The sequence below is a fragment of the Aneurinibacillus sp. REN35 genome, from assembly GCF_041379945.2.
Classification (GTDB): domain Bacteria; phylum Bacillota; class Bacilli; order Aneurinibacillales; family Aneurinibacillaceae; genus Aneurinibacillus.
The window spans coordinates 31,781-45,720 of the sequence record NZ_JBFTXJ020000010.1 but is presented as its reverse complement, the minus strand read 5'-3'; the positions used below and the strand labels follow the sequence as shown (position 1 = coordinate 45,720).

13 protein-coding genes are annotated in these 13,940 nt (G+C 45.1%); 5 read left to right on the top strand and 8 right to left on the bottom strand.

What is annotated here, in order from left to right; all coding sequences use genetic code 11:
• Positions 1 to 207: 207 nt before the first annotated feature.
• Positions 208 to 1,068: a DegV family protein gene (locus AB3351_RS17075; protein ID WP_371148356.1), complete on the bottom strand. Its 861-nt coding sequence runs from the start codon at positions 1,066 to 1,068 to the stop codon at positions 208 to 210.
• Between the two features lie 223 nt (positions 1,069 to 1,291).
• Complete coding sequence (locus tag AB3351_RS17070; protein ID WP_371148355.1) at positions 1,292 to 1,726, bottom strand: Dps family protein; 435 nt, start codon at positions 1,724 to 1,726, stop codon at positions 1,292 to 1,294.
• Between the two features lie 410 nt (positions 1,727 to 2,136).
• Here AB3351_RS17070 and AB3351_RS17065 point away from each other — a divergent pair, with 410 nt between their 5' ends.
• Entirely contained in the window at positions 2,137 to 2,391 is a 255-nt protein-coding gene (locus AB3351_RS17065) for a DUF1507 family protein (protein WP_371148354.1), read from the top strand.
• A 60-nt stretch (positions 2,392 to 2,451) separates the two neighbouring features.
• Here the strand turns inward: AB3351_RS17065 and AB3351_RS17060 are convergent, their stop codons facing one another.
• Complete coding sequence (locus tag AB3351_RS17060; RefSeq protein WP_371148457.1) at positions 2,452 to 3,396, bottom strand: ABC transporter substrate-binding protein; 945 nt, start codon at positions 3,394 to 3,396, stop codon at positions 2,452 to 2,454.
• 250 nt (positions 3,397 to 3,646) lie between these two features.
• On the opposite strand from AB3351_RS17060, the gene AB3351_RS17055 reads away from it, so the two are divergent.
• The 3 genes from AB3351_RS17055 to AB3351_RS17045 are packed head-to-tail and all read left to right on the top strand — an operon-like array spanning position 3,647 to position 6,515.
• Complete coding sequence (locus AB3351_RS17055; RefSeq protein WP_371148353.1) at positions 3,647 to 4,657, top strand: FecCD family ABC transporter permease; 1,011 nt, start codon at positions 3,647 to 3,649, stop codon at positions 4,655 to 4,657.
• Complete coding sequence (locus AB3351_RS17050) at positions 4,654 to 5,694, top strand: FecCD family ABC transporter permease (RefSeq protein ID WP_371148352.1); 1,041 nt, start codon at positions 4,654 to 4,656, stop codon at positions 5,692 to 5,694. The genes AB3351_RS17055 and AB3351_RS17050 overlap by 4 nt, the downstream gene beginning before the upstream one ends.
• A gap of 20 nt (positions 5,695 to 5,714) precedes the next feature.
• A complete protein-coding gene (locus AB3351_RS17045; protein WP_371148351.1) occupies positions 5,715 to 6,515 on the top strand; it encodes an ABC transporter ATP-binding protein in 801 nt (266 codons plus the stop codon).
• Positions 6,516 to 6,563: 48 nt separating this feature from the next.
• Here the strand turns inward: AB3351_RS17045 and AB3351_RS17040 are convergent, their stop codons facing one another.
• Positions 6,564 to 7,835, bottom strand: a complete 1,272-nt coding sequence (locus AB3351_RS17040) for an ATP-binding protein (RefSeq protein WP_371148350.1) — start codon at positions 7,833 to 7,835, stop codon at positions 6,564 to 6,566.
• 213 nt (positions 7,836 to 8,048) lie between these two features.
• On the opposite strand from AB3351_RS17040, the gene AB3351_RS17035 reads away from it, so the two are divergent.
• Positions 8,049 to 8,774, top strand: coding sequence for a sulfite exporter TauE/SafE family protein (locus AB3351_RS17035; protein WP_371148349.1), 726 nt, complete (start codon positions 8,049 to 8,051; stop codon positions 8,772 to 8,774).
• A 53-nt stretch (positions 8,775 to 8,827) separates the two neighbouring features.
• Here AB3351_RS17035 and AB3351_RS17030 read toward each other — a convergent pair whose 3' ends face one another.
• The 4 genes from AB3351_RS17030 to AB3351_RS17015 form a co-directional block, all read right to left on the bottom strand.
• A complete protein-coding gene (locus AB3351_RS17030; RefSeq protein WP_371148348.1) occupies positions 8,828 to 9,637 on the bottom strand; it encodes a MetQ/NlpA family ABC transporter substrate-binding protein in 810 nt (269 codons plus the stop codon).
• A gap of 143 nt (positions 9,638 to 9,780) precedes the next feature.
• Positions 9,781 to 11,376, bottom strand: a complete 1,596-nt coding sequence (locus tag AB3351_RS17025) for a class I adenylate-forming enzyme family protein (protein ID WP_371148347.1) — start codon at positions 11,374 to 11,376, stop codon at positions 9,781 to 9,783.
• A 17-nt stretch (positions 11,377 to 11,393) separates the two neighbouring features.
• Positions 11,394 to 12,158: an SDR family NAD(P)-dependent oxidoreductase gene (locus AB3351_RS17020; protein ID WP_371148346.1), complete on the bottom strand. Its 765-nt coding sequence runs from the start codon at positions 12,156 to 12,158 to the stop codon at positions 11,394 to 11,396.
• Positions 12,159 to 12,361: 203 nt separating this feature from the next.
• On the bottom strand, positions 12,362 to 13,729 hold the full coding sequence (locus tag AB3351_RS17015; protein WP_371148345.1) for a sigma-54 interaction domain-containing protein: 1,368 nt from the start codon (positions 13,727 to 13,729) through the stop codon (positions 12,362 to 12,364).
• Positions 13,730 to 13,940 lie beyond the last annotated feature (211 nt).

Sequence of the window (13,940 nt, the reverse complement as noted above, 5' to 3'; positions counted from 1 at the left end):
ATTTTCAATTAAGGGGTGGAGACCCGATGAGTGTATATGCAATCGAAGTTTCTTTATTTATGGTATTGTTGATTTCTTCTCCTTTTCTGCTGTATTCCTTTGCCACTACAGGGCATGAGGAGCACAAATAAGCATATTTGCTGACAAAAGATGTGATAAATAAAAAAGCCCGGAAAACAGTCGCATTTGTTTTCCGGGCGTTTATTATTATTCGGCAAAGGATACCGCAAGCGCTCCCACGCCGCCATATACACCAACCACCGGGCCTATAAAATGTACAAGTACATCTTTCACCTGCACGCGTTCTAGAACCATTCTTTTAATTTCTAATGCATCTTCAAGACAGTGTCCATGCGAAATCGAAATAACCTGCCCTTGAGCATGCTTAATCTCATCTACAATACGCTCAACCAAATATGTCAACGCTTTTTTACGTCCACGAATCCGTGTCAACACCTCTACCTTTCCTTCCTCCGTCAACCGCAGCATCGGTTTCACATTCAGCAATCCCCCGATGGCCGCCTGCAGCTTCGTCAAGCGGCCGCCACGTACGAGATGTCCAAGGTCATTGACCGTCATATACGTACGGAATCGTCTAACCTTCTCCGTAATCGCTTCAACAATCTCATCAGCCAGCTTTCCTGACTTCTGCAGCGCTAATGCTTCAAGTACAAGAATACCTTGTCCTAGCGAAGCGGTACGCGTATCCACGAGATGAATTACTGCAGCGGGATACTCTTCCTGCACCATCGCTTTGGCCACTGCCGCTCCGCCGCACGTCCCGCTTAACCCGGAGGAAACACCCAGATAGATAACGTCGACTTCCTGGCTTGCATATCGAGTAAACATCTCGCAGAAATCCTGTGTAGATGGCTGCGATGTGGTAAACTGCTCACCTTGCGCCATGCGCTCATAGAATGATTCGTGCGTAAGCGTCTGACCAAAATCGTCCTGATACTCTCCATCATTGCATACTCCAATTAGACTTACATAATCAATGGATTCCTTTGCCACGACCTCTTTAGGTAAATCGCAGCAGGAATCAGTCACGATGACAAACTTCCTCATACCCCACCTGCTTTTCGTTTGCTTTTGTATCATCTTAGATGATGAAAAGGTATAAAAATCCTCCTAACACCATACAAAGGAGGTTATAAAGAGAACAGCCACGAAAAGCATACATGATTTCATCTGTATGGTAAATCAACAATTTCTTGTCTATATTTGTTTAATAAAAAAAGCGGAGCTGCTTCTGCATACTCCGCTATCCATCACATTATATCATCTTGTATTAGCCAAGAAAGGACGTCAGCATCCAAATGTGCTTCTCGAGCGAAGAATGAATCGCAAGCAGCATATCGCCTGTGACTTCATCTCCTTCTTTATCAGCTAACTCCATACCTTCCTTCAACTCTTCATTGATCTTCTCAAAGTCATTGATGAGCGTCTGTACCATCTCACGCGCATCTTCTTTATTCGTGGCTTCTTTAATGGATGCGAGTTTAAGCGATTCGCCTAGTGTAGCAACCGGCGCTCCCTTTAGAGCCAGCAGGCGTTCAGCTAACTCGTCAATATGCAGCGACGCTTCTGTATAGAACTCTTCGAATTTTGCATGCAGTGTAAAGAATTGATTTCCTTTTACATACCAATGATAGTTGTGAAGCTTCGTATACAGCACGGTCCAGTTCGCGATTTGTAGATTCAATACTTCTGAAATATTTTTCATACTACATCCTCCTATCATTTTATTGTTAGATTAATTATCTATTTGTAATCAATATAATTAACGTACTTTTATTATACTCTTACCCTAATATAAGTCAAGTTTTCTCCAAGATTACTTGCATGATCTATCCTAATTGGGGGCATATGCATACATACCCATGGACTAGGTGCATAAAACCGAGTAACGAAGAACACACCCTAGATATCTGCCTTTCCGTTAGTTTCCCACAAGAACAGTACTTCTATACTTCTTCCACATGCTCAATTCAATTCCTTCTGCGCCTGATGAAAACGGAATAAAACACCAAAGAGTACACAATGTCTTCTTTTTTGCTATACTCAAGGTAACAAGCAAAAAAAGACTTCCTTCTAATCATTGCAAGGATAATTAAGGAGAAGGTGGCTATTCATATGGATACTATGAAGGAACAAGCACTGCAACTGCTGCGGGCAGAAGCCGACAAGATCGAGCATCTTATCGAGGTACAGCGCAGCAACCTAACGATGCCGAAGTGTCCACTCTACGAAGAGGTACTGGATACACAGATGTTCGGTCTCTCACGTGTTGTCGAGTTTTTAATCCGTCTTGACTTGCTAAATAAAGAAGAAGGCAAAGATATTTTAGACGGGCTTGAAAAACGTGTAGCGGCTAAGATCGAACCATAATAAAAAACGAGAAGGGCAAGCTCACCGCTTGCCCTTCTCGTTTTTTTATGTGCTATGTTTTTATTTCAACATATACTTCTCTAACTCATCTAGCATGAGATTGGCTGCCTTTACGCCGCCCGCTGTGTTCCAAATAATATCATTCACTTTATGGGCATTGCCTTTCTTCACTACACTCAAATTCTTCCAAAGCGGATCATTCGTCCATTCTTTCTCAGCTTGAGAAGCCTTGCCATCACCAGTCTCATACGTGAAGTAGAACAGAATATCTCCATCCATCTCCGGAATACGTTCTTTTGTCACTTCATCAGCGAATTCGTCTTTGTCTTGTGAAGCCGGACGTGCAAATCCGATTTCATTTAGAATCATACCCGAGAATGTATCTTTGTAGTAAATACGTGTCTTACCTGTCATAAAACGAACGATTGATACTTTCTGTGAAAGCTTGTCACCGGCTTTTTGCTTAATATCAGCAATACGCTTATCCCAATCGGCAAGCACCTTGTCGCCTTCCGCCTTTTTGTTCAATGTTTCGGCATACAGCTTAAAGTTATCCTTCCAGGCACCGCGCAGTTCTTCAGAATATACGGTCGGTGCAATAGCGGAAAGCTGCTGATAAATTTTCTCCTGACGCATCTTGTTACCGATAATTAAGTCTGGCTTCAGTGCAGCAATCTTCTCAAGGCTCGGCTGATGCTCATCACCGACTACCGTCACGCCTTCCATTTCTTTGGCAATATGCTCATAGAACGGAGCATCCGTTCCTGTCCAAGATTTCACCGCTCCTACTGGCTTTACACCAAGCGCAAGTACCGCCTCTGTACCTTCATTCGTTAAGATGACAACCTTTTGCGGATTTTCGGGTACTTTTGTCTCGCCCATCGCATGTTTAACTGTGCGGGTCGCTTCCTGTTTCTGTCCCCCTGCTTCTCCACCGTTTTTCTCAGGTGCCGCCTGTTGCTGTGATCCACAGCCAGATACAAACATCGCGAATGCAAGAAGCATCGCAAGAAGTGTAAATATGTTTCGTTTTTTACGTGCATATGTAGTAGACACTCTTTTTTCTCCTTTCCCTTCATATTTTATGATAATGATTATCAATTACAGGTATTATCCTATCCTGCTTTGTTTTCTTTGTCAATAAATAACGTAAAATAAATGATAATGAATTTCAAAATCATTGACACATCCTAAAATTCCCCGTAAACTTTATCATTGTAATGATAGAAACGGACTTCGGGAAGTAGGATTAGAAATGAAAGTTATGCTGCCAAATACACAGTTAAAAATCATAGGGCTTTTCATCGGTGCGATTTTGCTCGTACTGGCGGTGTATGCCAGCATTGTTCTTGGTGTAATTGACACAAGCTGGCGTACCTTGATTGAAGCATACACGAATTTTAACGGAACAAATGAACATATTGTCATTAAGGAAGTCCGTATTCCACGCGCCTTTATTGCGGTAGCAGTAGGCATATGCTTAGGAATCTGCGGGGTGCTGCTTCAAGCATTAACACGTAATCCAATGGCTGATGTCGGTATTTTGGGTATTAATGCGGGCGCTTCGCTGATGATCGTTATAGCTGTTGCTTTCTTTTCGGTTAGTACATTAACATCACTCACTTGGATCGGTTTTTTTGGTGCCGCACTAAGCGGTGTTATCGTATATATTCTCGGTTCACTCGGGCGGGAGGGCGCAACACCTCTTACGCTTACACTGGCTGGTTCGGCGATGTTTGCACTCGCATCTTCATTTACACAAGGGATCTTGCTGTTCAAAGAGTCAGCCATGGAAGAAGTGCTCTTCTGGCTTGCTGGTTCCGTGGCCGGACGCAGTCTTGATGTCCTCATCTCAGTCCTGCCGTATATGATGATTGCTGTTATCGGCTCACTGTTCATCGCAGGCCCGCTAAATACGCTTAAGCTTGGTGAAGACGTCGCCAAAGGAGTCGGCCAGCGTACCGCGCTCGTTAAGATCATGTCCGGTCTGCTAATCATAATGCTTGCCGGCAGTTCCATTGCCGTAGCCGGACCAATCAGCTTTGTCGGATTGCTTGTTCCGCACATCGCCCGTTCCGTAGCAGGCAGCGATACACGCTGGATGATTGCCTACAGCGCATTATTCGGTGCCTTGCTGCTTCTTGCATCCGATATTCTCGCCCGCTTCGTCGCTATGCCTAAAGAACTTCCGATCGGTGTCATGACAGCACTGATTGGTGCTCCTTTCTTTATTTATACAGCGCGTAAGGAGGGCGGGGCTTCATGAGAAAATATATACCTGTGCGTGGGGGAGGAGATGGCGGCTTCTCTTTCCTGCTTGATAAGCGAGCGATTCTATTCTCGCTGCTCTTTCTGATCTTAACATTGCTCTTGTTCTTGCTCAGCTTAGGCATGGGCGATTTCTTTATCGCACCGATAGATGTTATCAAGGTATTGCTCGGTACCGGCGCCTCCGATCATACGCTCGTCGTACAGACATTCCGTCTGCCTCGTGTGCTGGCGGCAATTCTTGTCGGAGCATGTCTGGCCGTATCGGGTTCAATTTTGCAGGGGATGGTACGCAATCCGCTCGCATCTCCTGATCTGCTCGGTATTACCGGCGGAGCATCTGTTGCGGCTGTTGCTTTCATCACTTTGTTCCCAGCCGCTTCGATTCGTTGGCTTCCTTTATCAGCGATGATCGGTGCAGCCATCGTAACAGCGCTTCTCTACGGATTCGCCTGGAAAAAGGGAATTAGCGCCCTGCGTCTTGTTTTAATCGGCGTGGGCATTCAAGCATGTACATCAGCGCTCAATACGCTGCTTCTCGTTACAAGCCCTACTTATTTAACAAGCAAAGCGATGGTCTGGCTGACAGGGAGCGTATATGGAACGGATTGGAACGCTATTCTTACGCTGCTTCCCTGGGCTCTTATTTTTATTCCGCTGGCATTTCTTTTTGGACGCAGCATCAACGTCCAGCAATTGGGCGATGATGTAGCACGCGGTGTCGGACACCATGTAGAAAAATATCGTGCCTTGCTGCTTCTGCTCTGCGTGGCCCTTGCAGGAGCTGCGGTCGCAATCGGCGGAGCGATCGGTTTTGTGGCGCTGCTGGCTCCGCAAATTGCCCGCAAGCTGGTCGGTCCAACCTTCGGGGCGTTGCTTCCAGTAACTGCGTTAACCGGCTCATTCATTGTTACGGCGGCTGATTTGATTGCTCGTACCGTATTTTCACCACTTGATCTGCCGGTGGGAATCTTTACAGCAGCGATCGGCGCACCGTTCTTTATGTATTTATTATTTAAATACCGGAACCAATAGATAGGAAGGGGTTTTCTCTTATGAAATCACTCGCGGCAGAAAACGTCACGCTCTCTTACGGCAATCGCACTGTCATCAAAGACTTGGACATTATAATTCCAGAGGGAAAGGTTACCGTCTTTATCGGAAGCAACGGATGCGGCAAATCCACGCTGCTCCGCTCGCTCGCCCGGCTCTTAAAGCCCGCAAGCGGCTCGATTCTCCTAGAGGGGCATAGCATTGCCAAGCTATCGACAAAAGAAGTCGCGCGACGTCTCTCCATCCTGCCGCAGACGACCGGCGCACCGGAAGGCTTAACTGTACTTCAGCTTGTAAAACAAGGACGATATCCATATCAATCCTTTCTGCAACAATGGTCTGAAGAAGATGAATCTATGGTGCAATGGGCGCTTGAAGCAACGCAATTAACCGAACTTGCAGAGCGTCCGGTCGACTCCTTATCCGGCGGGCAGCGTCAACGTGCCTGGATCGCTATGGTGTTGGCTCAGGGAACGAACGCGATCTTGCTTGATGAACCAACTACCTATCTAGACATGACTCATCAGATTGAAGTGCTCGACATTCTTGCAGAGCTTAACTATCATCAGAAGCGAACGATTGTTATGGTTCTGCACGATATTAACTTAGCCTGTCGATATGCCGACCATATTGTTGCCCTTCACAACCAAAACGTGTATGCACAGGGAGCCCCTGAACAGGTCGTGACAGAACAGCTTGTCCGCTCCGTCTTCCAATTGGACTGCCAGATTATTAATGACCCTCTCTACGGAACCCCGATGTGTGTACCCTACAGCAAGCACCGTGCTCGCAACGTATCATAGGGATCAAAAAAGACGGCGCCATCATGAGCGTCGTCTTTCCTGTTTATATTATGACTTTACAGGACATGGAAGAATCACTGAAAAGCATGTCCCTTTTCCTTGTATACTCTGGACCGTTACTTTTCCGCCCCATGCCTCAACGATACGATAGCATACCATTAGGCCAAGACCTGTACCTTTTTCTTTTGTTGAGTAAAAAGGATGACCCAGTCGCTTGACCTCTTTCATACTCATTCCTTTTCCCGTATCGCTTACTTCCACAATGACCATCTCACCCTGCCGAAATCCACGCACGGTCAATATGCCACCCTCAGGCATCGCTTCCACTGCATTTTTCATTAGGTTAATCAGACACTGTGAGAATTGTGAACGATTCAGTTCAACCTCAAGTTCCGACTCAACTTCCATGTGAATCTCCACATTACTTAACATAGCGTACGATGTCATAACACCGACAACCTGCTGAATTCTCTCCCCAATCTCAATACGTTCTCTCTTCTCAACATGAGGCCTAGCGAATGTTAAATAATCACTGATGATTTCTTCGGCACGATTTAACTCTTCAAGCATAATCTTGATATAATCCTGCCGCTTCTCCATAGTAATCTGCTGCTGACCAAACAGTTGAATGAAACCGCGTACAACCGTAAGCGGATTGCGTATTTCATGTGCAACAGATGCAGCCAACTCTCCCATCGCATATAACTTCTCCGCCCGCTGGATCTCCTGCTGCATCCTTAAGTTTTTATACATATTCTCAATCAAATACACAACCATCCATATTCCAGCCATCTGGATCAATGTATATTCAAAAGAAAATTGTAGAAACTCCGCCTGCATCTTGTGTTCTTCAGGCAGACGAAACAAGCAGAGGAAAATGATAAGGGATGAAGAAAAAGCAGCAAGCCACATAGCCAGCACTTCCCGCCTCTCTTTCTTAGCGGCTTGAAAACGTGGAGCAAAAAAAAGGCAGGCGATCATTATTAAAGGATAGATGTAGAACGTCGTATAAAACCCGTCTCCCCCAATATAGAAGCGATATATGAGCAGCGTAAACAGTGTAAGCAACCCTACTTCATATCCACAGTACAATGTGGCGACAATCATCGGAATCGCCCGCATATCAAAAATATAACCCGGTAGAAATGTGAACGGAAACGTCATACAGAGCACAATCGTTAGAGAAGCGAGAACGGCCATGCTGGCTTTACATCGCCATCCCGGATTCCTAAACACCTTCTCCGCAAAGAAAATCTGAAAAAAGAAAATCGGCAAGATAACGAACAAAATATTTAATAACAGTCTTTCAATTCCTAGCAACCTATTCTCCCCCCAGTATACAGCGCCAACTTTCTTTTATATATCTACTATTTATATTTCGAACCATTGAATGGCAAACGTTTTTTTTATACTACCATATTTTAATAAAATCGCATCTATAAAGAATACGCTTATATGCTAATGTCCTGTTAGATAATCGGTGTAACAATGATAAAATACTACTAAGCGAGCTCGTTAAATAGGAGGTATGTTTTGGGGAATGAATTCATCTTCATATGTATTATATTAGTGGCTTCTATACTGCAAACAAGTACAGGCTTCGGTTTTTCTGTCATGGCAACACCTTTTTTACTATTGCTATTTCTACCAGAGGAAGCCGTCCAAATCAACATTATTTTATCCTTGCTGATCTCCATATTACTAAGCATAAAGATAAGAAAAGATATTAATTTTATGCTATTAAAACGACTTACTTTAGGAAGTCTGGTTGGTGTCCCTTTTGGTGTTTTGCTTTTTATGACCGTCAACATTACTTCGTTAAAGTTAGGGCTCGGCCTACTTCTCTTGCTATTGACATTATTATTGATATGTAATTTCAAGATGAAGGCAACCCAATCTAGGGATTTCATAGTTGGTGGATTATCAGGAATTTTGACAACGAGCATCGGTATGCCGGGTCCTCCGTTGCTGCTTTACTTTACAGGAACCGATACTGAAAAAGAGAAGGTACGAGCCACAACACTAGCCTTTTTTCTCTTCATATATTCCATTAGTCTACTAACCCAGATATTCTTTACCGGGACCAACAAAATAGTATGGGAATCAAGCTTGTATGCCCTCCCCATTGTATTTGTTGGTTTATTTACAGGTCAAATGATTTTCAAATGGATTAATCAACGTGTTTTTAGAATGTTTACATATACGTTGTTGATTTGTACCGGAGTTTACCTTGTTATAGAAAGCTTGCGTTCATTATAAGCAAGAAAGCCGGAGCATCCTCTCCCGGCTTTCTCTTATTTCTGATTCTTTTTTTAGAATACAGGTACTACCGCCCCCTTGTATTCCTCCTCAATATATCTCTTTGTATCCTCAGAACGCAGCACTTCAATAAGCTTGCGAATTGCTTCCCGCTTCTCATCGCCTTCTCGTACAGCAATAATATTGGCATTCTCCTGCGCCGCTTGCGATCCCTTCTTCTCAATTTCAAGGGCTGTCTTCGGATCAAGTCCGGCCTGAAGCGCATAGTTCCCATTCACGACCGCATAATCAACTTCTGTTACGGCGCGTGATAACACGGCACCTTCCATCTCTTTAAATTGAATTTTCTTCGGATTCTTGATTACATCCTGCTTCGTAATACTGTTTATATCCTTGCCCGGAGTCAAGGTAATCCATCCCTGTCTCTCTAGAAGCTTCAGTGCACGTCCACTGTTCGTCACATCAGACGGTATTCCGATGACAGCACCCGGCCTCGGCTCCTCTGCCGTTTGTTTTCCCGGATACAGTCCCATCGGCTCAAAATGGATTGGCTCAAGCGCCGTAATCGACGTATTGTGCTGCTGATTGAATTTCTTAAGATAGGGTACGGTCTGAAAATAGTTGGCATCAATTTGCTTATCCTGAAGTGCCGTATTCGGCAGAACATAATCATCAAAAGTCTGTACCTGCATCTCGATACCTTGTTCGGCCAGCTTGTCTTTGACATGATCAAGAATCTCGGCATGAGGCATGGCGCTTGCACCTACAATAATCATATTTTGACGCCGCTCCTCACCCATACCGCAAGCCGATAACAAGCCGACAAGCAAGAGCAAAAGAAAAGCGATATTCCACTTCTGCATGGTGTCCCTCCTGGTGTGTTTTTACAAGTTTTATTTGCACATAAATCAAATCACAAGAGTATGTACAGTGTAAGGCACTCACACCAATCAGTCAACAAAGCATCCCCGTCTCCTTCTAAGAAACGGGGATGCTTTATTACCATTCATTTTTTAATGATCGCCTCATTTTTAAGACGCGCTTTCATAATCTTTCCGCCTGGATTGCGTGGCAGCTCTGTGAGGAACTCTACCACTGCTGGCACCTTATATTCGGCTAGGTGCTCCCGTACGAATTGTCTTATCTCTTCAACGTTTATCACAGCACCATCCCTTACGACGACAAATGCTTTTACGAGTTCCCCATACATCTTATCTGGAATCCCAATCACGGCCGCTTCGAGAATAGAGGGATGGTTATACAATACATTCTCAACCTCTACTGAAAATACTTTTTCTCCCCCGCGATTAATCATATCCTTCATCCGATCCATAATGTATACGAATCCATCCTCATCCATCATCGCCATGTCACCCGAATGCCAAAACCCGTCTGCAAATGACCGCTTCGTTGCTTCTTCATTATCCCAATACCCTTCAATTACAGTCGGACTCTTAATCAGCAGTTCACCCACTTCGCCTGCAGCACACTCCTCGCCATTCGCATTTACTACCTTAACGTCTGCTACCGGAATCGGCATCCCCACAGACTGCAGCTTCTGTTCAGAAACATGTTGCGGCATGATTGTCGTAGGCGAAGAGGTTTCTGTCGCACCATAGGCGTTATGCAGGATCGCTCCAGGAAAGGAACGCTTCAGCTCATGAATCGTATCCATGGACATCGGTGCACCGCCGAATGCCAGCGTACGAACTGCGTGATACGTATGCATGGAAAAATCGGAATGCGACATCATCATGACGTAAATGGTGGGAACATTAAATAAGAACGTAACATTCTCTTCAGCCAATAGACGAATATAGGTATCCGTTTTATATTTCTTCATTAATACCGACGTGCCGCCAACCCGAATCATATGCAGCAGTTGGCCGACAAGTCCTGTCACATGAAACAGAGGTACTGCGATTAACGTTTTTGCTTGTTCATCCATGCCCATCACGCACTCATAGCTCATCGCTCCATGAATGGCACCCAGATGACTTATGACGGCACCCTTTGGCATTCCGGTTGTTCCTGATGTGTACATGATGAATAACGGGTCCGTCTCCCGCACATGAACGATAGGAGCTACAGCTGGCTGAAGCAGGATCTCAAATGGTATATATGCCTTCTCAACCGCTGTGCTGTCAATCAGAAAAAATCGGCGAATATAAGACAGCGCCCCCTCCTCCCGCAGGTTTTCTACCTTTTCCATACACTCTGCATCAGAGCATAACAGCGAGGCACCGGAGTGTGTGAGCATATAAGCAAGTTCTTTCTCCTTCAAACGCGTATTCAAAATAACAATAATGGCTCCAATCCGAGCACAGGCGAATAAAAGCAGCACGAACTCAATTCGGTTGCCCATCAAAAGCGCAACCCGATCCCCTTTCTGGACACCGTACATTCCAGATAGATTCCCTGCGATACGTTCAATCCGCTCGCCAAGCGTCCTATAGGTCACCCGCTCCTCATCGGCAATGAGCGCTTCTTTATCCGGAAAGCATCCTTGCGTCCGGGCAAGCATGTCCGTAATCGTTTTCGGTCTGTTGGTGAATACTTTCAACCGACGTCCAAAGTGCGTCTCCACCACAACATTCATCATGGCTCCTCCTCGTTTGGTTATCGTGCAGTCCATCCGCCATCCACATTCAGCACCTGTCCTGTCACATATGATGATGCATCGGAAGCAAGGAAGACAATCGGCCCTACCAGATCGGAGAGTTCACCGACTCGCTTCTGCATCGTCGCAGCAACAATATGCTGATACCGTTCCGGATCACTCATCCATCCTTCTGTCATCGGTGTCCGAATATACGCAGGCCCAATCGCATTGACCGTAATATTATACGGCGCAAGCTCTTCGGCCCATACTTTCGTCAATTGATTTATTCCGCCTTTGCTTGCGGCATATGAGGTCTGATAAGGCATGCCAACCGTTCCCAGAATCGAAGAGATATTGATAATTTTACCGTACCGCTGCTCTATCATCTGTCTTGCCACTGCCTGTCCAACAAGAAAGATCCCCTTTAGATTTACATTAAGCACTCCATCCCAATCGTTTTCCTCTACGTCAATGAGCGGCTTACGAATGTTCATGCCCGCATTATTAACCAGAATATCAATCGCTGCAAATTGTTCCACTATCTCTTGCGTCATACGCTCAACTTCTTCTCTTTTGGTAACATCACATGCAAGATATGCCGCATCAAAGCCAGCTTCCTTTAGCGTTTCTTCTGCTCTGCGCCCCTCTTCCTCACCCCGGCTTGTAATCACGACCCGTGCACCGTACGCGCCAAGCGCATAAGCCATCCCAAGACCAATCCCCTTACTTCCTCCCGTTACCAACGCCGTGCGGCCTGTTAAATCAAACGTCGGAATGTCCATGGTTCTCTTCCTTTCTCTTCTGTTTTCTAGCGTGCCTTATACTAGAGCAATTTTTATGCCATCTTAGGCTGCGGCGCATAGGTATCAGACTGTACCTTCATTGCCGCTACAAATAAAAAAAGGAAAGGATGCGTCGTATGCTATCCTCTCCTTCTCATACAAATGATTCCAAATCGAATCATTGATGAATATTGTAATCGTTTTCATTTCATACCCAGCTTCTGCATTTTTTTGACGAGGGATGACTGACTAATCCCCAGTATTTTTGCCGTTTTTCGTGTTGTTTTGTGCTGAGCCAGATTCTGTGCAATCATATCCCGCTCTACATGTTCAAGCCTCTCCTTTAGCGTCGCGCCTTCAGCATCTTTTTGTGCGTCAGAAAGGGGAAGCATAGAGGGGAAGTCGCATAATCTAATCTCCCGCTGATCCACCGTTACCGCCAGCCGCTCAATCAGGTTCTCCATCTCGCGTATATTGCCAGGCCATGCATACGCCTCCATAAGCGGCAGCACCTCTGGATGAAATAACTTGTCCAATCCATACTTCTCATTCATTCGATTAAGGAAAAAATGGGCAAGCGGTATAATATCTTCGGTACGCTCCCGCAATGGAGGAATCTTAATCGGCACAATATTTAAACGATAATACAGATCCTGCCGGAATGTACCCTCCTGCACCATCGTCTCCAATGATTGGTGCGTAGCCGATAATACGCGTACGTCTACCTGTATGCTTTTCGTTCCGCCAACCCTTGTAATCTCTAACTCCTGCAGCACACGCAGAAGCTTCACCTGCAAATCAAGGGGCATATCTCCAATTTCATCAAGGAAAAGGGTGCCGCCATGCGCCTGCTCAAACAATCCGGGCTTGCCTCGACTATCCGCTCCTGTAAACGCGCCCTTTTCATATCCAAAAAGCTCTGCTTCTAACAAATGCTTCGGGATCGCTGCACAGTTCACTTTAATCATCGGCTTCTTGGCTCGATCACTCACTCTGTGAATCAGCTTGGCGATTACTTCCTTGCCTACGCCCGATTCTCCAAGCAGAAGAACGGTTGAATCCACACAAGCTACCTTCTGTACAAGACGGATCACCTGCATCATCTTATCACTATGAGCAATCATCCCATCAAGCAGCAGCCGCACTCTATCCCTGATCTTAAAGCCTTCGATTTCATGTACATATTTTTGCGTCAATGCCCTTGATTGTTGCAATTCCAGCTTCAGATGATTCAGCTCGGAGATATCGCGCACATTCGTAACAATATATTCAATCACACCTTCTTCATTCCGCACCGGATTTCCGGTAACAAGCACTTCTTTTCCCTTTACCCGTTGTACTATGGTCATCGGCTGCCCACTTTTCAACACTTTTAAGGAGACCGATTCAGAAATAATTCCTTCCTTTACAAGCTCCCGCAGGTTTTTCCCGATTAACTCTTCTTCTCCCACATCCGTAATACGCGTGTATGCTTCATTCACCATGACGCCATATCCGTTTGCATCCGCTACATAAATACCATCATAGCTGAAGCGAAAGATAGCGGTAAGCAGTGTCTGCAGTTTATCCATCTATTCTCACCGTCACTTTTCTATCATTCTTTCATTTACACTATTATTATACTATTTATTTAGAATATAATAACAGTTATAAATTTAATGTCTATTTTCTTTTGATTCCATTTGTGTTCACCTAGTTAGCCATAAGCCTCCCTACTGCCGAATATAATTTTGGCATCTGTTTTGCTTGAATATACTGATAAATCTATCTAGTAAGGAGTGA